General features: G+C 67.9%; 29 protein-coding genes and 2 pseudogenes. 22 read left to right on the top strand and 9 right to left on the bottom strand.

The genetic code is table 11. The features are described from left to right. Positions 1 to 285, bottom strand: a complete 285-nt coding sequence (locus tag ACFWPK_RS26445; protein WP_378920172.1) for a YciI family protein — start codon at positions 283 to 285, stop codon at positions 1 to 3. Positions 286 to 313: 28 nt separating this feature from the next. Further along, positions 314 to 880, bottom strand: coding sequence for an amino-acid N-acetyltransferase (locus ACFWPK_RS26450; protein ID WP_378920174.1), 567 nt, complete (start codon positions 878 to 880; stop codon positions 314 to 316). A 256-nt stretch (positions 881 to 1136) separates the two neighbouring features. On the opposite strand from ACFWPK_RS26450, the gene pgsA reads away from it, so the two are divergent. The 5 genes from pgsA (at position 1137) to ACFWPK_RS26475 (ending at position 4805) form a co-directional block, all read left to right on the top strand. Further along, positions 1137 to 1772, top strand: coding sequence for a CDP-diacylglycerol--glycerol-3-phosphate 3-phosphatidyltransferase (gene pgsA / locus ACFWPK_RS26455; protein ID WP_378920176.1), 636 nt, complete (start codon positions 1137 to 1139; stop codon positions 1770 to 1772). Next, positions 1769 to 2260 (top strand): CinA family protein, encoded by a 492-nt coding sequence (locus ACFWPK_RS26460; RefSeq protein ID WP_378920178.1) that lies wholly within the window; start codon positions 1769 to 1771, stop codon positions 2258 to 2260. The genes pgsA and ACFWPK_RS26460 overlap by 4 nt, the downstream gene beginning before the upstream one ends. Positions 2261 to 2351: 91 nt before the next feature. Next, positions 2352 to 2804, top strand: a complete 453-nt coding sequence (locus ACFWPK_RS26465) for a helix-turn-helix domain-containing protein (RefSeq protein ID WP_063004535.1) — start codon at positions 2352 to 2354, stop codon at positions 2802 to 2804. A gap of 195 nt (positions 2805 to 2999) precedes the next feature. Then, positions 3000 to 3824, top strand: coding sequence for a phage shock protein PspA (gene pspA / locus ACFWPK_RS26470; protein ID WP_056811431.1), 825 nt, complete (start codon positions 3000 to 3002; stop codon positions 3822 to 3824). Between the two features lie 105 nt (positions 3825 to 3929). After that, on the top strand, positions 3930 to 4805 hold the full coding sequence (locus ACFWPK_RS26475; protein ID WP_378920180.1) for a hypothetical protein: 876 nt from the start codon (positions 3930 to 3932) through the stop codon (positions 4803 to 4805). 60 nt (positions 4806 to 4865) lie between these two features. On the opposite strand, the gene ACFWPK_RS26480 is transcribed toward ACFWPK_RS26475, so the two are convergent. Together ACFWPK_RS26480 and ACFWPK_RS26485 are read right to left on the bottom strand one after the other, a co-directional pair. Continuing rightward, a complete protein-coding gene (locus tag ACFWPK_RS26480) occupies positions 4866 to 6359 on the bottom strand; it encodes a carboxylesterase/lipase family protein (protein ID WP_378920182.1) in 1494 nt (497 codons plus the stop codon). A gap of 67 nt (positions 6360 to 6426) precedes the next feature. Next, on the bottom strand, positions 6427 to 7122 hold the full coding sequence (locus ACFWPK_RS26485; RefSeq protein ID WP_378920184.1) for a maleylpyruvate isomerase family mycothiol-dependent enzyme: 696 nt from the start codon (positions 7120 to 7122) through the stop codon (positions 6427 to 6429). Positions 7123 to 7286: 164 nt separating this feature from the next. Here ACFWPK_RS26485 and ACFWPK_RS26490 point away from each other — a divergent pair, with 164 nt between their 5' ends. Together ACFWPK_RS26490 and ACFWPK_RS26495 are read left to right on the top strand one after the other, a co-directional pair. After that, complete coding sequence (locus tag ACFWPK_RS26490) at positions 7287 to 7454, top strand: hypothetical protein (RefSeq protein ID WP_378920186.1); 168 nt, start codon at positions 7287 to 7289, stop codon at positions 7452 to 7454. A gap of 23 nt (positions 7455 to 7477) precedes the next feature. Continuing rightward, on the top strand, positions 7478 to 8188 hold the full coding sequence (locus tag ACFWPK_RS26495) for a PIG-L deacetylase family protein (protein ID WP_378920188.1): 711 nt from the start codon (positions 7478 to 7480) through the stop codon (positions 8186 to 8188). A gap of 16 nt (positions 8189 to 8204) precedes the next feature. Here ACFWPK_RS26495 and ACFWPK_RS26500 read toward each other — a convergent pair whose 3' ends face one another. Next, positions 8205 to 8762, bottom strand: coding sequence for an HD domain-containing protein (locus ACFWPK_RS26500; RefSeq protein WP_378920190.1), 558 nt, complete (start codon positions 8760 to 8762; stop codon positions 8205 to 8207). Positions 8763 to 8877: 115 nt separating this feature from the next. On the opposite strand from ACFWPK_RS26500, the gene ACFWPK_RS26505 reads away from it, so the two are divergent. From ACFWPK_RS26505 to ACFWPK_RS26515, 3 genes are all read left to right on the top strand, one after another. Further along, positions 8878 to 10032, top strand: coding sequence for a glycosyltransferase (locus ACFWPK_RS26505; protein WP_378920192.1), 1155 nt, complete (start codon positions 8878 to 8880; stop codon positions 10030 to 10032). A 96-nt stretch (positions 10033 to 10128) separates the two neighbouring features. Beyond that, on the top strand, positions 10129 to 10320 hold the full coding sequence (locus ACFWPK_RS26510; RefSeq protein ID WP_378920194.1) for a DUF3046 domain-containing protein: 192 nt from the start codon (positions 10129 to 10131) through the stop codon (positions 10318 to 10320). A 7-nt stretch (positions 10321 to 10327) separates the two neighbouring features. Further along, positions 10328 to 11551, top strand: coding sequence for a phosphotransferase (locus tag ACFWPK_RS26515; protein ID WP_378920196.1), 1224 nt, complete (start codon positions 10328 to 10330; stop codon positions 11549 to 11551). A gap of 10 nt (positions 11552 to 11561) precedes the next feature. Here ACFWPK_RS26515 and ACFWPK_RS26520 read toward each other — a convergent pair whose 3' ends face one another. Beyond that, positions 11562 to 12077, bottom strand: coding sequence for a CGNR zinc finger domain-containing protein (locus ACFWPK_RS26520; protein ID WP_378920282.1), 516 nt, complete (start codon positions 12075 to 12077; stop codon positions 11562 to 11564). A gap of 129 nt (positions 12078 to 12206) precedes the next feature. Between ACFWPK_RS26520 and ACFWPK_RS26525 the strand changes: the two genes are divergently transcribed. The 12 genes and pseudogenes from ACFWPK_RS26525 to ACFWPK_RS26580 all read left to right on the top strand — a co-directional run bounded on the left by ACFWPK_RS26525 (position 12207) and on the right by ACFWPK_RS26580 (position 23393). Beyond that, a complete protein-coding gene (locus ACFWPK_RS26525) occupies positions 12207 to 12668 on the top strand; it encodes a VOC family protein (protein ID WP_378920198.1) in 462 nt (153 codons plus the stop codon). Between the two features lie 39 nt (positions 12669 to 12707). Beyond that, positions 12708 to 13589, top strand: coding sequence for a pyridoxamine 5'-phosphate oxidase family protein (locus ACFWPK_RS26530; protein WP_378920200.1), 882 nt, complete (start codon positions 12708 to 12710; stop codon positions 13587 to 13589). Between the two features lie 22 nt (positions 13590 to 13611). Next, positions 13612 to 14061, top strand: coding sequence for a nuclear transport factor 2 family protein (locus tag ACFWPK_RS26535; protein WP_378920202.1), 450 nt, complete (start codon positions 13612 to 13614; stop codon positions 14059 to 14061). Between the two features lie 172 nt (positions 14062 to 14233). Beyond that, positions 14234 to 15271, top strand: a complete 1038-nt coding sequence (gene recA, locus ACFWPK_RS26540; RefSeq protein WP_067460620.1) for a recombinase RecA — start codon at positions 14234 to 14236, stop codon at positions 15269 to 15271. A gap of 424 nt (positions 15272 to 15695) precedes the next feature. Continuing rightward, a pseudogene (locus ACFWPK_RS26545) lies at positions 15696 to 16244 on the top strand (regulatory protein RecX); the annotation flags it as partial. Positions 16245 to 16403: 159 nt separating this feature from the next. Beyond that, positions 16404 to 16562: pseudogene (locus ACFWPK_RS26550) on the top strand (recombination regulator RecX); the annotation flags it as partial. 209 nt (positions 16563 to 16771) lie between these two features. Continuing rightward, positions 16772 to 17422, top strand: coding sequence for an ABC transporter permease (locus ACFWPK_RS26555; RefSeq protein ID WP_378920284.1), 651 nt, complete (start codon positions 16772 to 16774; stop codon positions 17420 to 17422). Further along, a complete protein-coding gene (locus ACFWPK_RS26560) occupies positions 17415 to 18584 on the top strand; it encodes an ABC transporter ATP-binding protein (protein WP_378920204.1) in 1170 nt (389 codons plus the stop codon). The genes ACFWPK_RS26555 and ACFWPK_RS26560 overlap by 8 nt, the downstream gene beginning before the upstream one ends. 202 nt (positions 18585 to 18786) lie before the next feature. Further along, positions 18787 to 19560, top strand: coding sequence for an ABC transporter permease (locus ACFWPK_RS26565; RefSeq protein ID WP_378920286.1), 774 nt, complete (start codon positions 18787 to 18789; stop codon positions 19558 to 19560). Then, positions 19557 to 20537 (top strand): glycine betaine ABC transporter substrate-binding protein, encoded by a 981-nt coding sequence (locus tag ACFWPK_RS26570; protein WP_378920205.1) that lies wholly within the window; start codon positions 19557 to 19559, stop codon positions 20535 to 20537. The genes ACFWPK_RS26565 and ACFWPK_RS26570 overlap by 4 nt, the downstream gene beginning before the upstream one ends. 174 nt (positions 20538 to 20711) lie before the next feature. Next, a complete protein-coding gene (locus ACFWPK_RS26575; RefSeq protein WP_378920207.1) occupies positions 20712 to 21572 on the top strand; it encodes a 3-hydroxyacyl-CoA dehydrogenase in 861 nt (286 codons plus the stop codon). A gap of 54 nt (positions 21573 to 21626) precedes the next feature. Further along, a complete protein-coding gene (locus ACFWPK_RS26580) occupies positions 21627 to 23393 on the top strand; it encodes an oleate hydratase (protein ID WP_378920209.1) in 1767 nt (588 codons plus the stop codon). A gap of 55 nt (positions 23394 to 23448) precedes the next feature. Here ACFWPK_RS26580 and ACFWPK_RS26585 read toward each other — a convergent pair whose 3' ends face one another. From ACFWPK_RS26585 to ACFWPK_RS26595, 3 genes are all read right to left on the bottom strand, one after another. Beyond that, positions 23449 to 24339, bottom strand: coding sequence for an amino acid ABC transporter permease (locus ACFWPK_RS26585; RefSeq protein ID WP_378920211.1), 891 nt, complete (start codon positions 24337 to 24339; stop codon positions 23449 to 23451). Next, the gene (locus ACFWPK_RS26590; protein WP_378920213.1) at positions 24336 to 25007 is read right to left on the bottom strand and encodes an amino acid ABC transporter permease; all 672 of its coding nucleotides are present in this window, start codon (positions 25005 to 25007) and stop codon (positions 24336 to 24338) included. Before ACFWPK_RS26590 ends, ACFWPK_RS26585 begins: the two co-directional genes overlap by 4 nt. 90 nt (positions 25008 to 25097) lie before the next feature. After that, positions 25098 to 25934, bottom strand: a complete 837-nt coding sequence (locus tag ACFWPK_RS26595) for a glutamate ABC transporter substrate-binding protein (protein WP_378920214.1) — start codon at positions 25932 to 25934, stop codon at positions 25098 to 25100. Positions 25935 to 25961 lie beyond the last annotated feature (27 nt).

A 25961-nucleotide genomic window follows, 5' to 3' on the forward strand; every position in this document is an offset into this window, starting at 1 on the left:
CTACTCGGCGAAGGCGCCCATCACCGGCAACCACTCGACCACGCGGACGGCGTCGATCAGGTCCAGCTTCGCGAACGGGTCGTTGCCGAGCAGTTCGGTCAGCGAGGGCGCGTCCTCGGCGCGGAACAGCAGCAGCGCCCCCGAACCGTCGGGGTAGGGGCCGCTACTGAGCACTGTGCCCGCGTCGACGAGAGCGTTCAGCCAGCCGCGGTGCTCGGGCCGGTTGGTCGCGCGGTCGGCCGCGGTGGACTCGGAGTAGGTGTAGTGGACAGCGAAGATCGGCACAGTCGATCACTTTCTGGCGATGGAGTTTCTACAGGGTCAGCAGCATGCGGGTGTTGCCGAGGGTGTTCGGCTTGACGAAGCTGAGATCGAGGAATTCGGCGACACCGGTGTCGTAGGAGCGGCACATCTCCGCGTACACCTCGGCGGTGACGGGCGTGCCGTCGATCTCGACGAACCCGTGCCTGCCGAAGAAGTCCACCTCGAAGGTCAGCACGAACACGCGCTGCAACTGCAGTTCGCGGGCGACGGTGACCAGATGCTCGACCACCGCGCCGCCGACTCCGCGGCCCTTGACGACGGGATCCACCGCGACAGTGCGTACTTCGCCCAGATCGGCCCACAGCACGTGCAGCGCACCGCAGCCGACGACCTGTCCGTCGAGCTCGGCGACCCAGAACTCCTGCACCGATTCGTACAGCGTGACCAGGTTCTTCTCCAGCAGGATGCGGCCGGCGTACTCGTCGACCAGGCGCTTGATCTCGGGGACGTCGGAGGTTCTCGCTCGTCGCACGACCACGCCGGAAACAGGCGCCACAGTGGGCGCGACAACATGCGCGTCGCTGGTCGGACTACTCGAGGGTCCCCGTGAGGTCATGGGTGCACAGTAGTCGGCCGGGTTACCGATAGTCTGAACATGTGCCGCACATCCTGTCGTTCCGCTCCTCGCATCGCGCCGGGCTCGACGACCGGATCGGGTGGCACCGATCGTGCGGGCAAACAGCTCGCGAAACCGTTGGATTTCGGCGCAGTGCCGGTGAGTGCCGAGAGGGCAGGGCATGAGCGGTCAGCGGCCGGAGGCGGTTGCGAAGCGTCACCACGTAGGCCGTTCGAGCATGCCGGAGAGACACAGGATGAGCGTGCGACCCGAAGAGATCGATCGTGGGTCGAGTGCGCCGACACCGATGCACCCGGTGCCGGAGACCCAGGTTCCCCTGCTCAATATCGCCAATGTGCTGACAATCGCGCGCATCGTGCTGGTGCCCCTGTTCGTGCTGGCACTGTTCGCCGAGGGCGGGCACGACACCCGCTGGCGGGTCATCGCCGCGGCGGTCTTCGGGGTGGCCGCGATCACCGATCGCTTCGACGGGCAACTGGCCCGCAAATACGGGCTGGTCACCGATTTCGGGAAGCTCGCCGACCCCATCGCGGACAAGGCGCTGATCGGAGCGGCGCTGATCGGGCTGTCGGTGCTCGGCGATCTGCCGTGGTGGATCACCCTGGTCATCTGCGGCCGCGAAATCGGCATCACGCTGCTGCGGCTGGTGGTCGTGCGGCGCGGGGTGATCCCGGCGGGGCGCGGCGGCAAGCTGAAGACGCTGGTGCAGTCCGTGGCGATCGCGCTGCTGGTGCTGCCGCTCTCGGGTGTCTTCGCCACCGCGGGCATGTGGCTGATGTACCTGGCCGTGGCGCTGACGGTGGTCACCGGCCTGGACTACGTGGGGCAGGCGGCCAGAGTGTGGCTGGCGGGTGGACGGTCGCGCTCGTGAGCGATCCGCTCGTCGACGGTGCGCCGGTCGCCGAACTGGTCAGGGCCCTGAACGCGGCGGGTCAGACCGTCGCCACGGCCGAATCGCTCACCGCGGGTCTGCTGGCTGCCACCGTGGCGGGGGTCCCCGGTGCGAGCGCGGTGCTGCGGGGCGGGTTGATCGTCTACGCCACCGACCTCAAGAGCCGTCTGGCCTGCGTCGAAGACGACCTTCTTCGCGCCGACGGACCGGTCGCCGCCTCGACCGCCGAACAGCTCGCCGTGGGGGCGCGGCAGCAGTGTGGCGCGGACTGGGGCGTGGGATTGACCGGGGTCGCCGGACCCGATTCCCAGGACGGGCATCCCGTCGGCACGGTATACCTCGGGTTGGCCGGTCCACGTCACAGCGAAGTGGTCCGGTTGAAACTGCACGGTGACCGGTGGACGATCAGACTCGGTGCGGTGCACAGTGCGGTGCGGGAGTTGCTGCGCTGTGTCAGTGTGAAGTAGCCGGGTTCGGGAACCACCGGTCCATGCTCGACGTTGTGCCAGAAAGAGGTGAGCACCGCTACGGCGGTGACACGAGGTGGAGGAGAACGAGATGACGCTGCTGCGGGAGGCAATCGGGGACAGTCTGCGGCGTGCGCGTCTCGCCCAGCATCGAACGCTGCGCGAGGTGTCGACCTCGGCGCGCGTGAGCCTCGGCTATCTGTCGGAAGTGGAGCGCGGCCGTAAGGAAGCCTCCAGTGAACTGCTCGCCAGCATCTGCGAGGCACTCGACGTGCCGCTCTCGCGCGTGCTGTGGGACGTGAGCACCCTGATGGCGGGCGCCGACGGCTCCGCGCCGCGCGAACCCGCGCTGACCGGCCCCGCCGCCGAGCGCGAGCCGACCGAAGCCGAGCCTGCGACTCTGCCCGAACCGGCCGCGGGCGAGGCATCCGCCTCCGCGAGCGCGGCGGCCGAGCAGGGCGCGCGCATCGGCATCGCCGAAGACACCCGGATCGTCATCCCGGCCCCGAGGGCCGAGATGCTGGTACTGGTGAAGGGAATGTGACGCGGCGAACCCTGCGCCCGGCGCGCGAGACGCTGCACACCGCTGATGAGAACGGATAGATTCTCATCAGGCGTCGATCGGTCCGGTCATTCCGGTTCGGGTGCCGCATGGTGAAGGATAAGCACGTATCTGGTGCGTGACGGTCGCGTACCACCAGTCGCACGAGCGACGCACAGATGGAGGCGGGATCAATCGATGGCTAATCCGTTCGTGAAGGCCTGGAAGTACATGATGGCCCTCTTCGACTCCAAGATCGAAGAGCATGCGGATCCGAAGGTCCAGATTCAGCAGGCTATCGAGGAGGCGCAGCGTCAGCACCAGGCGCTGTCGCAGCAGGCGGCGTCGGTGATCGGTAACCAGCGTCAGCTGGAGATGAAGCTGAACCGCCAGCTCGACGAGGTCGAGAAGCTCAACGCCAACGCCCGTCAGGCCGTCACCCTGGCCGATCAGGCGCAGGCGGCGGGCGACACCGAGAAGGCGATCCAGTACACCAACGCCGCCGAGGCGTTCGCCGCCCAGCTGGTCACCGCCGAGCAGTCGGTGGAAGACCTCAAGGTGTTGCACGATCAGTCCCTGCAGGCCGCCGCACAGGCCAAGAAGGCGGTCGAGCAGAACGCGATGATGTTGCAGCAGAAGGTCGCCGAGCGCACCAAGCTGCTCAGCCAGCTCGAGCAGGCCAAGATGCAGGAGCAGGTCTCGGCTTCGCTGCAGCAGATGGACTCCACCCTGTCCGCGCCGGGCTCCACGCCCAGCCTGGACGCCGTGCGCGACAAGATCGAGCGCCGCTACGCCAACGCGCTCGGTTCGGCCGAGCTGGCGCAGAACACGGTGCAGGGTCGCATGATGGAGGTGCAGCAGGCCAGCGTCCAGATGGCCGGGCACAGCAAGCTCGAGCAGATCCGCGCCTCCATGCGTGGTGACGCGTTGCCCACGGGCAACAACAACGCGGCGATCGACCCGGCGCAGCCACAGGCCGCACCGGCGCCGAACATCAACAAGGGCCAAGCGGCTCAGCAGTAAGCAGTACGTGGAGTCCGGCGAGGGCGCGGAAACCCGGCGGTGACGCCCGGTGGCCGCGCCATCAACGGTTTCCGCGACGACCGGCACCCGGGGGAAGGACAGGCGATGAGCGGGAAAATGCGGCGCGAACGTGCCGAGATCGTAGATCCGGCGACGCTCGCGCAGGCCGCGATGGCAGGCTCGGTGCCCGCGACCCTGCGCGGGGTCGGCGAGCAGGCCATGGTCGCGGTACGGCGCTGGGCCGACCCGCGTGAACGTGAGTTGCGCCGTCGGCGCCGGGTGCGCAGGCGCAGCTTCCAGCTGGGCACCGTTTCCGGCATCACCACGGTCGGCGCGGTCGGGCTGGCCGTGATCTCGGCGCCCGCCTGGGCGGTCGTGGTGATCGGCGGTGGCGCCGTCGCGTTCGTCACCGGAACCGCGCTCACCGCCCGCCGCTATCTGGAATTGCGCGGCAAACCCCTGCCCCAGGCGGCGTTCGTCGCCCGCAAATCGCCCGGCATGCGATCGGCCGCGCGCGCTCCCATCCAGCGCCTGATCCGCGCCGAACGGGCGCTCTACGACCTCGGTGCCCAGATCGCGCGCACCCGCCGTCTCCCCGAAGACGAACTGCGCGACCTGCTCGAGACGGCCCGCTCCGGTGCGGCCGCCCTGCACGCGCTCGCCGCCGACGTGGTCGCGATGGAACAGGCCGCCGACACCGTCGGCCGAGCCAACCCCGACACCGTCGCGGCCTTGAAAACCACGGTCCTCGGCGTGCTCACCCGCCTGGAAACCGGCGTGGTCGAATACGAACAACTTGTCGCCGCCGCGGCCCGCATCCTGGCGGTCCCCGAGGACTCGGTCCTGGCCTACCAGTTCAACGGCATCGTCGCCGACCTGCGTGAAGCCGCCGACCGCCTCGACGGCTGGGCCCAGGCCCTCACCGAAATGGCCGACCACGGCACCGACTTGTTCGCCGGTGGAACGGAATCCCCCCGCTAGTACCCCTCGGACACCGATCGGTCGGCACGCCGGTCCTGGACGCGGCGTGCCGACCGGTGCTCAGGCTGGGGTCACGGCCTCGCGCAGGGCCGCGAGTTCCCCGGAGCGGGGGTCGGTGACGGTGGCGGACTCGGGGGTGTCGAAGATCCGGACGTTCTTCTCGTCGGCGGTGAACGGTGCCCAGCCGGCGGTGCCGTCGGTGGCGAAAGACACCCAGGCGGCGTGGATTTCGTCGGCGAGGGACTGTGGTGGGGTGGGGCCGGTGAGGGAGTGGGCGTCGTCGATGGTGTCGAAGACGAAGGGGACTTCCAGGACGTGGCAGGCGCCGAGGCCGGGGAGGGCTGTGGGCCAAGCGAATTCGTAGACGTGGGTGGGGACGGTGGTCGCGCTGGCTTCGGCGAAGTCGTAGGTGCCCGCGCGGAAGCTCATGTCGGTGAGGACGGCGTTGAAGATCTCGGCGGGGGTGGCGTCGGGGCGCTCGGTCGAATAGGTCTGGGCGACAACGGGATCGATGCCGTAGCGGGTGAGGACGAAGGGGAGAGTGTTGGTGGTGATGGCGGCTGCGAGGCCTGCGGGGACGGTGAAGAAGCGGAACTCGTCGGCGGTGGTGCCCGCGATGAGGGGGACCGCGCGGTCCGGGTGTGCGCGCAGGACCTCGGTCGGTGGGCCTTCGACGATGTCGTTGTCGGTCACCGGGAACAGGCTCATGATGCCGCCGCCCAGCTGGATCACCGATCGGCCCCACCGCTCGGGGTCGGGATCGGTCATCAGGGCCAGCGCGACGGCGTTCTGCGCGGTGCGTAATTCATCCGGGCCCAGTTTTCCGAAATCTTGGGCGGTAGGCGAGATTCCGAGCTCCGCGGCCAGTGCGGCGGATACCTTGCGCGCGTCCTCGGGATCGGCGGCGACCGCGCCGTTGCCGCTCTGCATGATCGCCCGGCGGAACAGCCCGGCGGTCTGCGGTGCGGCGATCAAGGCCGCCACACTCATCGCGCCCGCGGACTCGCCGAAGATCGTCACATTGTCCGGGTCGCCACCGAAGGCGGCGATGTTCTCGCGCACCCAGCGCAACGCGAAGATCTGGTCGTGCAGACCGCGATTGGACGGCGCGCCCTCGATCTCGGCGAATCCCGACACTCCGAGGCGGTAGTTGATCCCCACCATGACCACACCGTCGCGCGCGAACGCGGTGCCGTCGTAGATCGCCCGCGCGTTGGACCCGCGGACGAACGCACCACCGTGAATCCACACCAGTACCGGCAGACCGGTGGCGGCGGTATCGGGCGTCCACACGTTCGCGTTGAGGTACTCGTCGCCGGGGATACCGTCGCTGCCGATCAACGCGTGGATCGGCGCGGGATACGGCGATTGCGCGCAGGTGCCGCCCATCGCGGTCGCGTCACGCACTCCGTCCCAGGCGGGTGCGGCCTCGGGCAGCTGGAATCGTTTCGGCCCGACCGGCGCCGCCGCGAACGGCACGCCCAGGAAGCGGGTGACGCCTGCCTCGGTGTGGCCGCGGACCGCGCCGCTCGTGATCGTGACGATGGGATCCATGAAAGTCCTCCTACGCGCAGTGAGCCCCGATTATGGACGTTCGTCCGGCTCACCGTCAGTCGTTTGCCTACGGAACGAGCGGTCCGGCCAGCACGTGTTCGCCCGCGGCCCGGTCGCCGTCCCAGGTGAACTCCGGGTCGTCGCCGGACTTGCGTGCCCACAGGGCCAGGAGCAGGTCCGACGCGGCCCCCGCGAGCTCGGCAACCGGCTCGCCGGGGCCGTAGGTCCACTCGCCCTCGGTGTCGGTGGCACGGACCCGCAGCGCCACCGCCGGTTCGACCGCGAGGCCGCGATGGATCATCCGGGGCGCGAACAGCTCGAAGACCTCGTCGATGCCGTCGACCGCGAGATCGGGGTCGAACGGGTCGGCCTTGCCGAGGGCGTTCTGACCGTCCCACAGGTGCATGAGCGTCTCGTGCGCGCGACGGCGCCGCCAGAAGCCGACGGTGCGCGGCATGGTTCGGGTGAAGGTCCAAGCCTCCTGGTCTTCGTCGGCGGACAATGATGTCACCAGGGCGTCGGCGGTCGACTCATACCACTCCCGCAGCGCCGCGGGATCTTTCGGCGCGGGCTCGCCCTCGAAATCGCCACGCAGTTCGGCCACCGCCGTGACCACCCACAGATTGCCGTGCCCGACATGGTCGACGAGGTCGTAGAACACCCAGTCGCCGCAGGATGGCACCGGCGCGGCGAGATCGGTGTCGGGAACGATGAGCTCACCGAAGGCGGTGAGCTTCGCGCAGAGCAACGCCAAGTAATCCATGCCGATCACGGTAGCCCGGTACCCGACCCCGTGCCGGTCTCGGGGTGAACCCTGATCTACACCCGGATATCGGTGCTGACCTGGTGATCTATTGCTCGCGGGGTGGGAGCATCGAGATATCGGATCGCTGGACAGCGGTCGTAGAGCTGGCGAGGAGTCACATCATGGTTCTGAAAGTCATCGGCATCGTCGTGGTCGCGGTGATCGCGTTCTGGATTCTCGGCGCGCTGATCGAGGCGCTGATGCCCATCCTGGTGATCGGGGCGATCGGTACCGGCCTGTACCTGCTGTACAAGGCGATCTCGGGCAGCGACAAGACCCCGATCAGTTAGCCGTCTCTGGTTAGCATGGCGGGGTGGAACAGCTACCCGAGGACTGGCAGCGCGGACTGGTGATCGTCGCGCACCCCGACGACATCGAATACGGCGCCGCGGCGGCGGTGGCGCGATGGACAGGGCAGGGCAAGGACATTCGCTATCTGCTCGTCACGCGCGGTGAGGCGGGGATCGCCGGGATGCCGCCCGCGCAGGCCGCGCCGTTGCGGGAGATCGAGGAGATCTCCGGCGCCCGCGAAGTCGGCGTGCACACCGTCGAATTCCTCGACCATCCCGACGGCCGCATCGAGGAAGGCCTCCCCCTGCGCCGCGAACTGGCCGCCGCGCTGCGCAGGCATCGCCCGGAGATGGTGGTGCTGTTCAACTTCGGCGACACCTGGGCACCGGGGATGGTCAACAGCGCCGATCACCGGGCTGTCGGCCGATCGGCGATGGACGCGATCTCCGACGCGGGCAACGAATGGATTTTCCCCGAACTCGCCGACCTGCCGCCGTGGTCGGCGCGCTGGGCGGCCGTCGTGGGTCCGGTCGCCACCCACGCCGTCGATGTGGGCGCGCATCTGGAGCAGGCGCGCGCATCGCTGTCGGCGCATCGGCGGTATCTGCAGGTGCTGAGCCCGGTGCCGGTGGCGGAGCAGGTGCGCGAAATCGTCACGTTCGCAACGGGTCCGAAGGAAGGGTTCCCCGCCGAGCACGCTGTCGGCTTCGAACTGTTCACCTTCGGCGGCTGATCGGCGGGTGCCGGTGTCAGAGCCCTCGGGCCGCGACACGTTCGACCAGCGGTCGCCACTCCTGGAGTGGCGCGACTCGTAGGCCGACCACCTTGCCCGCGTCATCAGCCCTGCGCAACGCCAAGGCGGCGGTGAAGTCGGGATCCGCGCGGAAGGAATCGGCCTCGGCGGGTGGCATCGGCCCGCCCTGCGCGGTGAGTGTGCGCTGACTCGACGCCGACAGTGCGGCCGCGTGTGCTGAATCCGTTGCCACCAGAAAACGTTTCGCGGTGACGTGCAGTTCGATCAGGCGGGCCACCCGGCTGCCGAGCAGTCCGCGCACCGCCTCGGCGCCGTGCCTGCCGTGGCCCGCGTCGTCGCCGGGGAACAGCACGTGGCCGATGTCGTGCAGCAGGCCCGCCACCTGGAGTTCTTCGTCATCGGGGAAGTCGCGGCGCAGCAACTGCGCGCACTGGCGATCGTGATCGAGGATGTCGACAGGGTCGCCGGTGCGGTCCGCGGTGTCCCAGGCGTCGGCGCACCGCTCGAGTAGCGCGAACAGGTCGTCGACGGTGTCGATGCTCGGGGGACGCACGTGCTCGCTCCGGTTTCGCTCGGTGCTGGGTGATGCGTCGGTCAACGTATCGCAGAAATCGTGGGTTCGCCTCGTCCGAGGTAGGCGCGGCCTGGGGATATGGCAGGGTGGGCGAATGCGAATAGCTGTGGTGGCCGGGCCCGATCCAGGGCATGCGTTTCCCGCGATCGCGTTGTGTCTGCGATTGCTGGCCGCGGGGGACGAGCCCGTGTTGTTCACCGGGCCGAGATGGCTGGACAAGGCACGCTCGGCGGGGATCAGCGTGCGCAAGCTCAAGGGCCTCGCGCCGCGCCCCACCGACGACGACGCTGACGCGGGTGCCCGAATCCACGATCGCGCCGCTCATATCGCCACCGAGAACCTGCCCGAACTCAGCGCGATGCTGCCGGACCTGATCGTCTCCGACATTCTCACCGCGGGTGGCGGGATGGCGGCCGAGCGGCTGGGGTTGCCATGGGTCGAATTGTCACCGCACCCGCTCTACCTGCCGTCGAAAGCCCTGCCGCCGATCGGTAGTGGCCTGGCACCGGGGGAGGGTGTGCGTGGCCGCATGCGCGATGGTGTCCTGCGCACGATGACCGCGCGCGCGGTCCGCAACGGTCACCGCCAGCGCTCCGCGGCCCGCGAGACCATCGGCCTGCCCGCCGAGGACCCCGGTCCCACCGCGCGCCTGGTCGCCACCCTGCCCGCGCTGGAGATGGACCGCCCCGACTGGCCCGCCGACACCCACGTCGTCGGACCGCTGCTGTGGGAACCCACCGACGCTGTCCTCCCGCTGCCCCCCGGCGACGCCCCGCTGGTGATGGTGGCGCCCTCGACCGCGCACACCGGCGTCGCCGACATGGTCGACGTGGTCGTGTCCGGCCTGGCCGAACTCGGTGTGCGTGTGGCCATCTCGACCCTGGACACCCCACCCGCGGACCTGCCCGGCTGGGCTACCGCGGGCCTGGGCCGCCAGGACGAACTGCTCACCCACGCAGCGGTCGTCGTCGGGGGCGGCGGGCACGGCCTGCTGGCGAAATCCCTGGCCGCAGGCGTGCCGGTGGTGACCGTCCCCGGCGGCGGTGACCAGTGGGAGCTCGCCAATCGCGCGGTGCGGCAGGGAAGTTCGGTGCTCGTGCGGCCGCTCACGCCCGAGGCCGTCGGCGCCGCGGTGCGCAAGGTACTCGACGACCCCGCCTACGCCGAAGCGGCTCGCCACGCCTGCGCCGGTCTGTCGGACGTCGAGGACCCGGTCCAGGTCTGTCACGACGCCGCGAAGAAGGGGTGATCCGTCGCCGCGGACACCGTGGGCGCCGCCGGGTGCTGTGGAGATGGCTGAGCGGGGCCCTGTCGGCTGTCGCCCAGCGCGAGTATCTTTGGCAACGTGCGATTGACCGAATTCCAGGAGCTGATGCACACCGAGTTCGGCGTGGCGCGCGCCGACGCCATGCTGACCGATCACGTGATACCCCAGCTGGGGCGCACGGGCGCGGTAGCGATCGACAGCGGCGTCGACCCACGCGATGTCTGGCGGGCGCTGTGTGCCGACTTCGACGTCCCCCCGAACCGGTGGTGATCAGGCAATGGCCGTGACAGCGCAGAACTCGGAAACGCGACCGTATCGGTTCGACGAACGGCTGCGGATGATCCCGGTCGACCCCGAGACCCTCGCGGTTCGGGTCGCCCTCGCCGACCCGAACGATTTCCCCGGCCTGCGCAGGCTCGGCATCGCGTTGATGCTGCTCGGGCGGTACGACGAGGCCCTCGACCGGCTCGATCAGGCCCTCGAACTGGCCGACACCGAGCAGCGCCGGGTCACCGTCTGGATCAACCTGGCCGATGTCTACCGGTACCAGGGCGAACCGGGACACGCCGAGATCCTCTACCGCCGGGCTCTGCACGCCAGCCGTGTGCTCGACGACCCGGACCTCGTGTCCTTCGCCACCCACCACCTCGGCAAGTCGCTGGCCGAACAGCACCGGCCGCAGGAGGCGCGCCGGCTGCTCAACGAGGCCATGCGGCTGCGCGTGGCCGACGGCGATTCCGAGCTCATCGAGTCCACCCGCGCGGCCTTGGATCACCTCGACGAACTGGCGCTGCCGCTGCCGCCGGTGATCGAGGAGCTGCTCGGGCCGGTGCCGGAGTGGTCGGACGAGCACGAGGGCTGTGACGGGAATCTGGTGCGGTCGGGCATGTACTGGATCAACCGTGGTCCGCGCGCGGTGGCCGAACACGCGCGGCTGAGCTGGTTGCGCGACAACGGGATCGCGGTGCCGGAGGTGGTCGCGTTCGCCGAGGACGTCCTCGTCCTCGCCGATGCGGGTGGATCGCTCGCCGGACAGGCTGACCCGGCCGAAGTCGGTGCGCAGATGGGCCGTGCCCTGCGGTCGCTGCACGATCTTCCGGTGGCGGACTGCCCCTTCGCCGGTGGTCTCGATGTCACCCTCGCCCGCGCCCACCGCCATGTGGTCGAAGGTTTCGTCGACACCGCGGATTTCGACGACGATCACCGTGACCTCTCGCCCGCCGCGATACTCGCCCGGCTTCGGGAGCGGCGCCCGGCCACCGAAGATCTCGTCGTCACGCACGGCGACTTCACACCGGGCAATGTGCTCACCGGTGGCCTGCTGATCGATGTCGCGGCACTCGGCCCCGGTGACCGTTATCACGACCTGGCGCTGGCCGAGCGCGACCTGGCCGGGGACTTCGGCGCCGCGGCGGTCGCGGCGTTCTACACCGCCTACGGCTTGACCGAACCCGATCGCGCCAAGCTCGACTACTACCGGCTGCTCGACGAACTGTTCTGAGGACCGCTGCTCAGCTGGTCTTGGCGTAGTGGCGCGCGGCCTTGGTGCGATTGCCGCAGGTCGCCATGGAATGCCAGCGCCGGGTGCCGTTCTTGGACGTGTCGTAGAAGAACAACACGCAATCGGGGTGCGCGCACTGGCGGATCCGATGCGGTGCCTCGGCGATCAGGTGGAGCAGATTGTCGGCGGCGAGCCAGCCGGGTAACCACACCGGGTCGTCGACCTCGGGGATGTCGCGGGGGCCCTCGTCGGTGAGTTCGCGGCGGATACGCCCGTGCTCGAGAACCCGGTTCAGTGCGGCGTGATCGGCACGGGTGACGGCGTCGTGCACGGCATCGCGCGCGGTGTGCAGTGCGGTGAGAGCGTGGTTGTCGACAGGTACCCGATCGGCGAGCCCGATGAGCTCCAGCCACGTGCGCAGCCCGTCGAGATCGGCGAGCAGATCGCCGGGTTCAGCGCCCGCCCACCGGGTGTTGAGCAGGTCGAGAGCGGGGGGTTCGCCGGTGTGCGGACGGGGATCGCGCATGCCCGAGGTTAACAACACGACCCTCCTAACTGTCTATCAAGGTTTCAAGGGTTGACGAAGTGGGTGACCTCATCCTATGTTCTAACTGTTGAACATCGGATAAACGGTTAAGCATTCCAGGAGGAAACCATGACCACCGTCGCCGCACCCGTGCTCACCACCGGCCATATCGGACTCAACGTCGCCGACCTCGACCGTTCCGTCGACTTCTACCGCCGTGGCCTCGGCTTCGAACAGCTCGGCAGCGGCGCCGACGGCGATCGGCGCTGGGCCTTCCTCGGCCGGGGCGGTGCGCTGGTGCTCACGTTGTGGCAGCAGAGCAGCGGCGAATTCTCCACCAGCACACCGGGTCTGCATCACCTGTCGTTCCAGGTCGACGACCTCGACACGGTGCGCGTGGTCGAGTCGGCACTGCGTGCGGTCGATGCGGAGTTCTTCCACGACGGTGTGGTCGCCCACGGCGAGGGGGCGTCCTCCGGTGGCATCTTCTTCGCTGATCCCGATGGCATCCGGCTCGAGGTCTTCGCCCCGCTGGGCGCCGGCACCGCACCCGCACCGGCCGGGCCTGCCCCGACGTGCGGATTCTTCTGACTCGCGGGCAATTTCCCGTCGTCGACCAGGAGGGCGAGGATGTTTCACTCCGGCGAGCTGGCCGTACAGCACCGCATGGGGCAGGCCGAGGCGGCTGCCAGGGTCGGCCGCTCGATCCGTACCGGGATTCCGGCGGTTGCCGCGTCCTTCCTTGCCGAGCAGTCGATGGTGGTGCTCGGCGCCGCCGATCCGGCAGGGCGCCTGTGGGCGAGTCCGCTCACCGGTCCCGCCGGATTCGTTCACGCGGTCGGTGACGCGAGCATCGACATCGACACGCTGCCAGAGGACGCTGATCCGCTGTCGGTGGCGCTGTCGCGTGAGATCGAGGTCGGGTTGATCGCGCTGCAGCCGCAGCGCCGTCGGCGGATGCGCGTCAACGGCATGTCGGCGGTGCGCGCGGGTGGGCTGCGGATCACCACCGAGCAGGTCTACGCGAACTGCCCGAAGTACATCTCGCGCAGGCAGATTCAGGACGCGGCGGCGGCCGGCGCGCCCGGCCCGGTATGGCGCGGTACGGCGCTGACCACCGCCGCGGCCGAGATGATCGGTGCCGCCGATACGTTCTTCGTCGCCACCGCCGACGGCGACGGGCATGCCGACGCCTCGCACCGCGGCGGCAATCCCGGCTTCCTGCAGGTTCTTTCACCGACTCGATTGCGCTGGCCGGACTACCGCGGCAACTCGATGTTCATGACGCTGGGCAACCTCGCCGTGCAACCCCGCTGCGGGCTGCTCGTCGCAGACTGGTCGACCGGTGCGCTGCTCCAGCTCACCGGCCGGGCCGAATTAGTCTGGGATGCGGCGGCATTCACTCCCGGTGCGCAGTGCGCCGTCGATTTCACCGTCGAGCAGGTGGTGCAACGCCCCGGTGCGCTCGCGGTGCGCTGGGGACCGCCCGAGCTCTCCCCGAACAACCCATGATCACACCGAAAGGCTGCTCCCCATGCGACCACCGCTGCCACCCTTCGACCTCGATACCGCCCGCGCGAAGGTGCTCGCCGCCGAGAATGCCTGGAACACCAGGGACCCCGAACGGGTCGCCGCGGCGTACACCGAGGATTCGGTATGGCGCAACCGCGACGAGTTCTTCACCGGCCATGCCGCGATCGTCGACTTCCTGACCCGCAAATGGTCGGCCGAGAACGGCTACGTGCTGCGCAAGGATCTGTGGGCTTTCCACGACAACCGCATCGCCGTGCGCTTCCAGTACGAATGGCACGACGAGTCGGGGCAGTGGTGGCGCAGCTACGGCAACGAGCAGTGGGAGTTCGCGCCGGACGGGCGGATGGCGCGGCGTGAAGCCAGCATCAACGATGTGCCCATCGAACAATCGCAGCGGCGGCTCTTCGGTCCACGCGTCGAGGGCGACGACTCGGTGCTGCCGCAGCACTGACCGCTGGTTTCGCTCCCGGATTGCCGGTCGGAGCGGCTGCTGCGCGTGTTGGTGGGCGCGTCGCTTGACTCGAATGGGTGTTCGACTAACCTGGGCGCCAGAACTTGTCGGTGCCGGCCTCTACTGTGGGCGCCAACCAGAGAGACACTCACCTCGAGAAGGGGCACACATCATGGCACCGCAGGCCTACGATCGCGACAAAGCGCTGGAACTGGCACTGGCGCAGGTGGAGAAGAGCTTCGGCAAGGGCGCGGTCATGCGTCTCGGTGAAGAGACCCGTCAGCCGATCGCCGTCATCCCCACCGGCTCCATCGCGCTCGACGTCGCGCTCGGTATCGGCGGGTTGCCGCGGGGTCGCGTCGTGGAGATCTACGGCCCGGAATCCTCGGGTAAGACCACTGTCGCGCTGCATGCCGTCGCCAACGCCCAGGCCGCGGGCGGTGTCGCCGCCTTCATCGACGCCGAGCACGCCCTCGACCCCGATTACGCCCGCAAGCTGGGCGTCGACACCGACGCACTGCTGGTCTCCCAGCCCGATACCGGTGAGCAGGCCCTGGAGATCGCCGACATGCTGGTGCGCTCCGGCGCCATCGACATCCTCGTCATCGACTCCGTCGCCGCCCTGGTGCCGCGCGCGGAGATCGAAGGCGAGATGGGCGACAGCCACGTCGGCCTGCAGGCCCGCCTCATGAGCCAGGCGCTGCGCAAGATGACCGGCGCGCTCAGCAACTCCGGCACCACCGCGATCTTCATCAACCAGCTGCGCGAGAAGATCGGCGTCATGTTCGGCTCGCCCGAGACCACCACCGGTGGTAAGGCGCTGAAGTTCTACGCCTCCGTGCGCCTGGACGTGCGCCGCATCGAAACCCTCAAGGACGGCAGCGACGCGGTCGGCAACCGCACCCGCGTGAAGGTCGTCAAGAACAAGGTCGCCCCGCCGTTCAAGCAGGCCGAGTTCGACATCCTCTACGGCCAGGGCATCTCCAAGGAGGGCTCGCTCATCGACATGGGTGTCGAGCACGGCTTCATCCGCAAGTCCGGCTCCTGGTACACCTACGAGGGCGACCAGCTGGGCCAGGGCAAGGAGAACGCCCGCAAGTTCCTGCTGGAGAACACCGACGTGCGCGACGAGGTCGAGAAGAAGATCAAGGAGAAGCTGGGCATCGGCGCCGTACTGACCGCCGAGGCCGACGCACCCGCCGACTTCTGAGCCGATGACCACGCCGAACCCCGGCGGCCACCGCGATTCGGCCGACCCGGTCGAACAGATGCGCAGGCAGCTGGCTCGCCTCGGAATCGAGGTCGAGCCGGAGCCGGTGCTGCCGCCCGCGGTGGGTCGCGGCAGGGGTGCGGGCGATGAACTCGTCCGGTCGGCTCGCGACAAACGAGCCGACCCGGACGCGAAGAGGATTCGGTCGGGTGCGGGCGATCCGCAGCGCGCGCACCCGACCGGATTCACCGACGGTGACAAACCACCGCATTTCGCTGCGCGGGTTGGTGTTGATCATGAAGAGTGGGGGAGCGAGGGTCGGCGACGGCCCCGCAGCGCCCGACGCGAACGTAGGTCCGCGCGGCGCGACGAAGTCTCCCTGTCGACCGTCGTCGGTGGTGACGACGGACGGCAGGCGGATCCGGTGGCGGCCGGATCCCAGCCGGGAGAGCCCGACAGGCGGGCCGGCACACGCCGGCTCGCCCCGGGCGACCGTCCCGATGCGACTCTGGAACAAGCCAAAGACGCCTGCCTGCGATTGCTCTCCATCCGTGCTCGCAGTCGCGCGGAACTGGAGAAACGCCTCGGCGAGAAGGGCTTCCGCCTCGAGGTGACAGAGGCCGCGCTCGAACGATTCACCGAAATCGGCCTGATCGACGACGCCTCGTTCGCTGAACAGTGGGTCCACGAACGACACACCTACTCCGGCCGGGGCAAAAAGGCCCTCCAGCGTGAGCTGCGCGAGAAGGGCGTGGCCCCGGGCGACGCCGAAGAGGCGTTGTCGATGGTCACCGACGATGCGGAGAACGCTCGCGCCGCCGACCTGGTCCGCCGAAAACTCCGCACCCTTCCCCGCGAGATGGAATGCGACAAGGCAGTGCGCCGCCTCGTCGGCATGCTCGCTCGCCGCGGCTACGACCAATCCACCGCCTTCGCCGTCGTCACCGCCGAACTGGACGAAGCAGGCTTCGAACGCACGTCTGTCGAGGTCAGGACGGCGCGCGCGAAGACTTCGGAGGGCGACGCGGACCGATCAGAGATCGCGGCAGACGAAACGCCCAGTGACACAGCGGAGCCGGACGCTTCGCCTGGCTACCCGTCACGCAGACCGACGCCCGGCGACGAACAAGCCGCCATCGACCTGGTCCGCCGCAAGCTCCGTGCCATGCCCGCCGATCTGGACCGGACCAAAGCCACGCGCCGCCTGGTCGACATGCTCGCCCGTCGCGGCTACAGCTCGGCAACGGCGTTCGCGGTGGTGAAGACCGAACTGGAGGAGGCGGGCAGATGAGCTCGCCGGTGGTGGGAGTCCGGAATTCCCACGGGGGTTGTTCGCGGCGCGTAGGATGATCGCGCCGGTGAAACATGTTTTCGCGCAGGCTGATTCGTCGCATCGGTGATGCGGTGGGGTGTGGGAACGTCGATGTTTCACCTTGATTCGGGGTGGGAAATCCGGGGAGCAGGGCCGTAGGCGGCCGCCGAACGACGGGGAGGTGGACACTGGACGCGTTGTGGTCGTTCGTGGTGAATCGGCGGGAGCAGTTGCTGGTCGATTCTTACCTGCATGTGTCGGCGGTGGTGCAGTCGCTGGTGCTGGCGACCGCGATCGCGGTGGCGCTCGGGGTGCTCGTGTACCGGAGCCCGCTCGGGTCCGCGGCCGCTACCGCGACAGCGGGGGCGATTCTGACCGTGCCCTCGTTCGCGTTGCTGGGGTTGCTGATTCCGTTCCTCGGGCTCGGTGTCGGGCCGACGATCGTGGCATTGGTGCTGTACGCACTGCTGCCGATCCTGCGTAACACGGTGCTCGGGTTGTCGTCGGTGGATCCGGCGGTGACCGATGCCGCGCGCGGTGTCGGCATGAACCGGTTTCGCCTGCTGACCAAGATCGAACTGCCCCTTGCCTGGCCGTCCATTCTCACCGGAATGCGGGTCAGTACCCAGATGATCATGGGCATCCTGGCACTGGCGGCGTATGCGAAGGGCCCGGGTCTCGGCAACCTGATCATCTCCGGCCTCGGGCGGCTCGGTAGCCCGAACGCGGTGCCGCAGGCGCTCACCGGCACCGTCCTCATCGTCGTGCTCGCGCTCGCACTCGACGGCGTCCTGGTTCTGCTCGGACGGCTCACCATTCCGAGGGGAATTCGTGACTGACATCGAAACCACCAAGGCGGCGAAGGCTGCCGCGGTCTCCGGGGTCGAGATCGTCCTCGACCGGGTCACCAAACGCTATCCCGAACAGCCCGAACCCGCGGTCGACGAGGTCTCCATGACCATCCCGGCCGGGGAGATCGTGGTGCTGGTCGGCCCATCCGGCTGCGGCAAGACCACCACCATGCGGATGATCAACCGGCTGATCGAACCCACCTCGGGCACCGTCACCATCGGTGGCCGCGACGCGGGCGCGATCGACGCCGACGAATTGCGTCGCGGCATCGGCTATTCGATCCAGCAGGCGGGACTTTTCCCGCACATGACTGTCGCCAAGAACATCGCCACGGTGCCGGGCCTGCTCGGCTGGGACCGCCGCCGGATCGCCGAACGCACCGACGACATGCTCACCCTCGTCGGCCTCGACCCCGGCACCTACCGCAACCGCTACCCCCGCCAGCTCTCCGGCGGACAGCAACAGCGCGTCGGCGTCGCCAGGGCGCTGGCGGCCGACCCGCCGGTCCTGCTCATGGACGAACCGTTCGGCGCGGTCGATCCGATCACCCGCGGGCTGCTGCAGGACGAATTGCTCCGCCTGCAAGGCGAACTCGGCAAGACCATCGTGTTCGTCACCCACGACTTCGGTGAAGCGGTGAATCTGGGCGACCGCATCGCCGTCCTCGGCGACCGCTCCCGCATCCTGCAGTACGACACCCCCGCCGCGATCCTGGCCGCACCCGCCGACGAAACGGTCGCCGGTTTCGTCGGCGCCACCGCCACGATCGACCGCCTCGGCCTCGCCGTCCTCGCCGACATGGACCTGGACCAGGGCATCGCCGTCGAGGAGAGCACCACTCCCACAGCCCTCACCACGGCCCTGCACGATGCCGACCGAACCTGGGGCATCATCCTCGACGCACAACGCCGCCCACTGCGGCGGGTCTCGACAGGCGAACTCGCCCACGCGGATTCACTGCACGAGCTCGGCACCCCGATCGGCACCACCCTGCCCGCCGACGCCACGCTCCAGGACGCACTGGCCGCGCTTCTCACCGAACGCACCGCCTCCGCCGTCGTCGTCGACAACACCGGCACCTACACCGGAACCGTCACCGTCGACACGCTGATCAGCCATCTGGCCGCGACAGAAACCACACCGGCATGACGGCCGAGCCGCGATCGACGCCGATCGCACCGGGAGCGACGACACCAGTGGACGGAATCGCCCTCTGCGATCCATCGCATCGTCTATCGGCGTCGAACACGAGGCGTAGCACCGCGCGAACGTCGCCACGAACGCCGATCGAATCCGAGCCGGCTCGGAGGGCAGCGCAGTGACGAATGTCGTTTCCGTTCGGCCGACTTCGATAGCCGACGTCCCCGCCGCGACCGCCGCACCCGCCACACAGCGCCGTGCCGAATACCTCCGCCTCCTCGCCCAGCCGGTGATCGTGCTCATCCTCACCGTCGGTGTGCTCGTGTGGGCGTTCCGGCGCGATCTCACCGTCATCCAGCAGGCCAGTATCAGCGTGAGCAATATCGCGCAGGTGACCTGGCAGCACGTGCTGATCACGGCCGCGGTGGTGCTCATCGTGGTGGTCGTCGCCGTGCCGCTCGGGACCTTGCTCACCAGGCACCGATTCCGCCGTCTCGCACCGCTTTTCGTCGGCATCGCCAATATCGGGGCATCCGCTCCGGCGATCGGGCTCATCGTGCTGTGCTACCTGGTCACTCGCACCACCGGGTTCTGGGTGGGTGTCGCGCCGATCGCGTTCTGCTCGCTGCTGCCGGTCCTGCGCAATACGATCCTGGGCTACCAGCAGGTCGACCCGGCACTGATCGACGCGGGCAGGGGACAGGGCATGTCCGCCGGTCTCGTGTTGCGCCGCATCGAATTTCCCCTAGCCGTGCCCTACATCTTGGCGGGCCTGAGAACCTCGCTGGTGCTGGCCGTCGGCACCGCGACACTGTCGTTCATGGTGAGCGCGGGTGGGCTCGGCATTCTCATCGACACCGGCTACAAACTGCGCGACACCGTGACATTGACGCTGGGCGCCGTACTCGCTGTCGCGCTGGCACTGTTCGTCGACTGGCTCGGTGCGCTGGCCGAACAGTTCCTCGGACCGAGGGGGTTGCGGTGAGATTCACCGGATTGCTGCGTGGGCTCGCCCCGGTGCTGAGCGTGCTGGTGCTCGCGAGTTGTGGCTTGCAGTCGGGTGGTTCGGTGCCGCTGCCGGTCGGGCCGGGCAGCATCGAACCCGTGCCCGAACTCGACGGTGTCGCGGTCACGGTGGGCTCCAAGGATTTCACCGAGGCCAACATCCTGGGCTACATGATCGAATTCGCGCTCACGGCCGCGGGCGCGAATGTGCGTGACCTGACCAATATCCAAGGCTCCAACAGCCTGCGCGACGCGCAGCTGAACGGCCAGATCGACATCGCCTACGACTACACCGGCACCGGCTGGATCAACTACCTCGGCAAGGAGAAGCCGATCCCGACCGAGGCGGCCCAGTTCGAGGCGGTACGCGAGGCCGACCTCGCCGAACACGACATGGTGTGGGCGGCGATGGCGCCGATGAACAACACCTACGCCCTCGTCACCAGCAAGAGCAACGCCGAGCAGACCGGGGTACGCACGCTGTCGGACTACGCGAACCTCATCGCGAAAGATCCCGGTGCCGCGGCCACCTGCGTGGGCACCGAGTTCAACGTCCGCCCGGACGGCTATCCCGGCCTGGCCGGCGCCTACGGGATCGACCTCGGCAAGGCCCAACGGCAGATCGTCCAGGACGCGCTCGTCTACCAGGCCACCGCCGACGCGAAACAGTGCCGATTCGGCTCGGTCGCCGCCACCGACGGCCGCATCCCCGCTCTCGAACTCGTGCTCCTCGAAGACGACAGGGCCTTCTTCCCGAAGTACAACGCGTCGCTGGTCATGCACCGCGACTTCGCCGACGCCCACCCCCAGGTCGTCGGGGTCATGACCCCGATCTCGGCCCGGCTCACCAACGAGGTCATCACCGAACTCAACCGTCAGGTCGACATCGACGGCCGCGAACCCGCCGACGTCGCCCGTGACTGGATGATCGCCGAGGGACTCGTCACCGCAGGCTGATCCAGCGCGGTGGTTTGCTGAACTGTTACCAGCATCTCGCCCGAGATGTCCGGAACGCGTGGGTCGCTCACACCACTGACTCAGCTTCTCGGGCCATGATGGACGGCGGTAGACACAACCGGAAACCGCGACGCGCGGCGGTGGGGGCTCGCGTCCAGACTGGGAGGCTGATGCATGACCATCGAAATCCGCAAGGTGACTGTCCTCGGGACAGGGGTGCTCGGGTCCCAGATCGCCTTCCAGACCGCGTTCCACGGGTTCGACGTCACCGCCTACGACATCGACGACGCGGCGCTCACCGCCGCGCGCACCCGGTTCGATGACCTCGCCACGGTGTACCAGCAGGACGTCGCAGGCGCCGATGCGAGCAACACCACAGCGACCGCCGCGGGCATCACCCTGACCGCCGATCTGGCCACCGCGGCGGCCGAGGCAGACCTGATCATCGAGGCGGTCCCGGAGGTACTCGAGATCAAACGCGACCTGTACGGCAAGCTCGGCGCGCTCGCACCCGAACGCACCGTGTTCGCGACGAACTCCTCGACGCTGCTGCCCAGCGACATCGTCGACTACACCGGCCGCCCCGACCGATTCCTGGCGCTGCACTTCGCCAACCACGTCTGGAAGTTCAACACCGCCGAGGTCATGGGCACCGACCGGACCGATCCGGCGGTGTTCGCCGCGGTGGTCGAGTTCGCGAAGGCCATCGGCATGGTGCCGATCGAATTGCGCAAGGAGAAGGCGGGTTACGTTCTCAACTCGTTGCTGGTGCCGTTCCTGAATTCCGGAATCGAGCTCGCCGCGGGCGGATACGCCGAGCCCGCCGCGGTGGACGAGACCTGGCGCATCGCAACCGGTGCGCCCATGGGCCCGTTCCAGATCCTCGACATCGTCGGCCTGACCACCCCGTACAACATCCTGATCAACGGCGGTGAAACCCAGAAGAAGCTCGCGGCCTGGCTCAAGGAGAACTACATCGACAAGGGCAAGCTCGGCGCCGCGACGGGGGAGGGGTTCTACCGCTACACCGCGTAGTCACGTACATCAGCACAGTCCCGCTCGACCTTCCGGATCGGACAGAGGAGTCGGATGTACTACAGCAACGGCAACTACGAAGCGTTCGCCCGGCCGCGCAAACCCGAAGGCGTGGACGGCAAATCGGCCTGGTTCGTCGGGGCGGGGCTGGCCTCGCTCTCCGGCGCGGCGTTCCTCATCAGGGACGGGCAGCTGGCCCCCGACAAGATCACCGTCCTGGAGCGGCTGAAGCTGCCCGGCGGCGCGCTCGACGGCATCAAGGAGCCGAAGAAGGGTTTCGTCATCCGCGGCGGGCGCGAGATGGAGAACCACTTCGAATGTCTGTGGGATCTCTACCGTTCGGTGCCGTCGATGGAGATCGAGGGCGCCAGCGTGCTCGACGAGTTCTACTGGCTCAACAAGGACGACCCGAACTTCTCCCTGCAGCGGGCCACGGTGAAACGTGGGCAGGACGCGCATACCGACGGGCTGTTCGCCCTCACCGATCGCGCGCAGAAGGACATCGTGAAGGTGTTCCTCGCCACCCGCGAGCAGATGGAGAACAAGCGCATCGACGAGGTGTTCGGCCCGGAATTCCTGGCGAGCAACTTCTGGCTGTACTGGCGCACGATGTTCGCGTTCGAGGAATGGCACAGCGCGCTCGAGATGAAGCTGTACCTGCACCGGTTCATCCATCACATCGGTGGCCTGCCCGACTTCTCCGCGTTGAAGTTCACCAAATACAACCAGTACGAGTCGCTGGTGCTGCCGCTGTACCGGTGGCTGCTCGACCAAGGCGTGCGGTTCCGGTTCGACACCGAGGTCACCGACGTCGACTTCGATATCTCCGGGCCGCGCAAGCAGGCCACGCGCCTGCACTGGATCGCCGACGGCACCGCCGGTGGCGTCGACCTGACCACCGACGATCTGCTGTTCGTCACCATCGGCTCGCTCACCGAGAACTCGAACGAGGGCGATCAGCACACCCCGGCCAGGCTCGACGAGGGACCGGCCCCGGCCTGGGATCTGTGGCGCCGCATCGCCGCCAAGGACCCCGCGTTCGGCCGTCCCGAGGTCTTCGGCGGCCACATTCCGCAGACCAAATGGGAATCGGCGACCGTCACCACCCTCGACGAGCGGATTCCGCGCTACATCCAGAAGATCTGCAAGCGTGACCCGTTCAGCGGCAAGGTGGTCACCGGCGGCATCGTGACGGTGAAGGACTCGTCGTGGCTGATGAGCTGGACGGTGAACCGGCAGCCGCACTTCAAGCAGCAGCCCGCCGACCAGATCGTGGTGTGGGTCTACGCGCTGTTCGTCGACCGTCCCGGCGATTTCGTGAAGAAACCCATGGCTGACTGCACCGGCGCGGAGATCACCCAGGAATGGCTGTACCACCTGGGCGTTCCCGAAGCCGAGATCCCGGAGATGGCCGCCGACGCCGCGACGTGCGTCCCGGTGATGATGCCCTACATCACCGCGTTCTTCATGCCGCGTCAAGCCGGCGACCGGCCTGACGTGGTGCCCGCGGGCGCGGTCAACTTCGCCTTCATCGGCCAGTTCGCGGAGACCACCCGCGACTGCATCTTCACCACCGAGTACTCGGTGCGCACCGGGATGGAGGCGGCCTACACGCTGCTCGATGTCGAGCGGGGAGTGCCGGAGGTATTCGGCTCCACCTACGACATCCGGTCGCTCCTGGCGGCGACCAGCCGGTTGCGCGACGGCGAGGAGATGAGCCTGCCCGGACCGGAGTTCGTCCGCAACCGGCTGCTGAAGAAGCTCGACGACACCGAGATCGGGCCGCTGCTGCGCGAATTCGGCCTCCTCGGCGAGGACTGAGAAACAACAACGGGGCCCGATCCGGTTCGGATCGGGCCCCGTTGTCGATGTGCGACTACTTCTTGGTGATGTCGACACCCGGCGCGGCGTCGGTGAGGATCGAGTCGGCGGTCAGGACCGCACCACCGCTCTTCTTCCGCGACCGCAACCGCTTCTCCAGGGTGGTGGCCAGGAAGCTCAGCGCCATGTTGAGCGAGATCATGATCAGCGCGATGACGATCAGCGCGGGGATCGTGTTCTGCATCGACGCGCCTTCTTGCTGCCCGGACCGCACCAGCTCCACATAGGTGATCTGGTAGCCCAGCGCGGTGTCCTTGAGCACGACCACCATCTGCGAGACCAGGGCGGGCAGCATCGCGGTGACGGCCTGCGGGAGCAGGATCAACCGCATCAGCTGGTTCTTGCGCAACCCCAGCGCGACGGCGGCTTCGGTTTGTCCCTTGGGCAGGGACTTGATGCCGGCGCGCACGATCTCGGCGATGACCGCGGAGTTGTAGATGATCAGCGCGATGACCACCGCGGCCAGCGCGAGCTGGTCGGAGGGGAACAGGTCGTAGTCGCCGAATACCGCGAACAGGAAGATCATCAAGATCAGCACCGGGATCGCCCTGGCGAGCTCGACGACCGTGCCCGCGACCCAGCGCACCCACGCGTGGTCGGACAGGCGCAGGATCCCGAAGATCATGCCGAAGAACACCGAGCCGATGATCGAGATGACCGCGGCGGTGAGGGTGCCTTCCAGGCCGGGCAGGAGGTAGGTCTCCCAGATCTCGGCTTCGAGAAACGGTTTCCACTTGGCCGCGGTGAACTGGCCCTTGTCGGCGAAGGCGTTGTAGAGCCACCAGCCCGCGCCGACGAGCACGACGACGACCAGGACCGAGTACAGGTTGTGCCGTAGCCGGGCGCGGGGCCCGGGAGCGTCGAACAGAACCGAAGCGCCGCTCATCGTGCCACCTCGTATCGCTTGGCCAGCCAGCCGAAGAACAGCCCGGTCGGCAGGGTGAGGACGACGAAGCCGAGCGCGAAGATCGCGCCGATGGCCAGGACCGCGGCCTCGTTCTCGTTCATCGCGCCCATCAGGTACGCGGCTTCGGCGACGCCGATGACCGAGGCGACCGTGGAGTTCTTGGTCAGTGCGATCAGCACGCTGCCCAGCGGTGCGATGACGGCCCGAAACGCTTGCGGCAGCACGATCAACCGCAGATTCTGGGCGAATCCGAAGCCCAGCGACCGGCCCGCTTCGGATTGGCCGAGCGCGACGGTGTTGATGCCAGAGCGCAGCGATTCGCAGACGAAGGCCGCGGTGTAGACGCTCAGGCCGATGATCGCCCAGCGGTAGTTGTTCTCGCGTAGATCGTCACCGGCGATCTTCCACCCGAGAGTGGTGTAGAGGCCGAGCGAGGTGAACACGATGATCAGGGTGAGCGGGGTGTTGCGGAAGATGGCCACGTACGCCGCGCCGACCCAGCGCGCGACCGGAATCGGGGACACGCGCATACCGGCGACGACGGTACCGATGACGAGCGCACCGATCGCCGAGAAGAAGGTGAGTTTGATTGTTACCCAGAACGCATCGAGGATTTGGTTGTCATACCTCGAGATCAGGTCGAACACGGACGCGCGTCCTCCGATCGGTGTGAAAGCCAGCAGGACAACATCGCATCGGTGACCCGGGAATTCCCGGGCCACCGATGCGATGGTCGATCAGTAGCGGTCGACGACCGGCGGCGCGGGCACCGCGATGCCGGTACCCGCGAAGTTCTTCTCCTGGGCGGCCTTCCACGAACCGTCGTCGATCATCGCCTGGATGGCGTCGTTGACCTTGCCGCGCAGCTCCGAATCGCCCTTCTTCAGGCCGACGCCGTACTTCTCGGTGGTGAAGGTCTTGTTCACCAGCTTGAAGGTGCCCGGCGACTGCGCGGCGTAACCGGCGAGGATCACGTTGTCGGTGGTGACCGCGTCGATCGCACCGCTACGCATCGCCTCGATGCACAGCGAGTAGGTGTCGTAGGTCTGCAGCTGCGCCTGGGTGTAGTTCTTCTCGATGTTCTGGGCCGGGGTGGAGCCCTTCACCGAGCAGACCTTCTTGCCCGCGAGGGAATCGGGGCCGGTGATGTCGGTGTTGGCGGCAGGTACAAGCAGATCCTGGCCCGCGATGTAGTAGGGGCCGCCGAAATCGACCTTCTCCTTGCGCTTGTCGTTGATCGAGTAGGTGGCGACGACGAGGTCGACCTGGCCGTTCTCGATCAGCGTCTCGCGCTGCGCCGAGGGCGCTTCCTTGAAGGTGATGTTCTCCGGCTTCACGCCGAGCTTGTCGGCGACGTACTTGGCGACGTCGACATCGAAGCCGCTGTAGGTGCCGTCGGTATTGCGCAGGCCCAGACCCGGCTGGTCGAACTTGATGCCGATGGTCAGCTTGCCGTCCTTGGCGTTGTCAAGGGCCGACTTGTCGTCACCGCCACCACAGGCCGCGGTGACGGTGGCTGCCATTACCAGTGCCGCTGCGCCGATTCCGACGCGCATCGCACGATTGATCCTCATGGTTTTCCTTCTCCTTGTGACAATGGT

This window comes from Nocardia sp. NPDC058519, assembly GCF_042719755.1.
Taxonomy (GTDB): Bacteria; Actinomycetota; Actinomycetes; order Mycobacteriales; family Mycobacteriaceae; genus Nocardia.

Coding starts and splice junctions, on each gene's coding strand:
- ACFWPK_RS26450 (WP_378920174.1), bottom strand. CDS start 880: ATGACCTCACGGGGACCCTCGAGTAGTCCGACCAGCGACGCGCATGTT.
- pgsA (WP_378920176.1), top strand. CDS start 1,137: ATGAGCGTGCGACCCGAAGAGATCGATCGTGGGTCGAGTGCGCCGACA.
- ACFWPK_RS26465 (WP_063004535.1), top strand. CDS start 2,352: ATGACGCTGCTGCGGGAGGCAATCGGGGACAGTCTGCGGCGTGCGCGT.
- pspA (WP_056811431.1), top strand. CDS start 3,000: ATGGCTAATCCGTTCGTGAAGGCCTGGAAGTACATGATGGCCCTCTTC.
- ACFWPK_RS26475 (WP_378920180.1), top strand. CDS start 3,930: ATGAGCGGGAAAATGCGGCGCGAACGTGCCGAGATCGTAGATCCGGCG.
- ACFWPK_RS26480 (WP_378920182.1), bottom strand. CDS start 6,359: ATGGATCCCATCGTCACGATCACGAGCGGCGCGGTCCGCGGCCACACC.
- ACFWPK_RS26485 (WP_378920184.1), bottom strand. CDS start 7,122: ATGGATTACTTGGCGTTGCTCTGCGCGAAGCTCACCGCCTTCGGTGAG.
- ACFWPK_RS26490 (WP_378920186.1), top strand. CDS start 7,287: ATGGTTCTGAAAGTCATCGGCATCGTCGTGGTCGCGGTGATCGCGTTC.
- ACFWPK_RS26505 (WP_378920192.1), top strand. CDS start 8,878: ATGCGAATAGCTGTGGTGGCCGGGCCCGATCCAGGGCATGCGTTTCCC.
- ACFWPK_RS26515 (WP_378920196.1), top strand. CDS start 10,328: ATGGCCGTGACAGCGCAGAACTCGGAAACGCGACCGTATCGGTTCGAC.
- ACFWPK_RS26520 (WP_378920282.1), bottom strand. CDS start 12,077: ATGCGCGATCCCCGTCCGCACACCGGCGAACCCCCCGCTCTCGACCTG.
- ACFWPK_RS26525 (WP_378920198.1), top strand. CDS start 12,207: ATGACCACCGTCGCCGCACCCGTGCTCACCACCGGCCATATCGGACTC.
- ACFWPK_RS26530 (WP_378920200.1), top strand. CDS start 12,708: ATGTTTCACTCCGGCGAGCTGGCCGTACAGCACCGCATGGGGCAGGCC.
- ACFWPK_RS26535 (WP_378920202.1), top strand. CDS start 13,612: ATGCGACCACCGCTGCCACCCTTCGACCTCGATACCGCCCGCGCGAAG.
- recA (WP_067460620.1), top strand. CDS start 14,234: ATGGCACCGCAGGCCTACGATCGCGACAAAGCGCTGGAACTGGCACTG.
- ACFWPK_RS26575 (WP_378920207.1), top strand. CDS start 20,712: ATGACCATCGAAATCCGCAAGGTGACTGTCCTCGGGACAGGGGTGCTC.
- ACFWPK_RS26580 (WP_378920209.1), top strand. CDS start 21,627: ATGTACTACAGCAACGGCAACTACGAAGCGTTCGCCCGGCCGCGCAAA.
- ACFWPK_RS26585 (WP_378920211.1), bottom strand. CDS start 24,339: ATGAGCGGCGCTTCGGTTCTGTTCGACGCTCCCGGGCCCCGCGCCCGG.
- ACFWPK_RS26595 (WP_378920214.1), bottom strand. CDS start 25,934: ATGAGGATCAATCGTGCGATGCGCGTCGGAATCGGCGCAGCGGCACTG.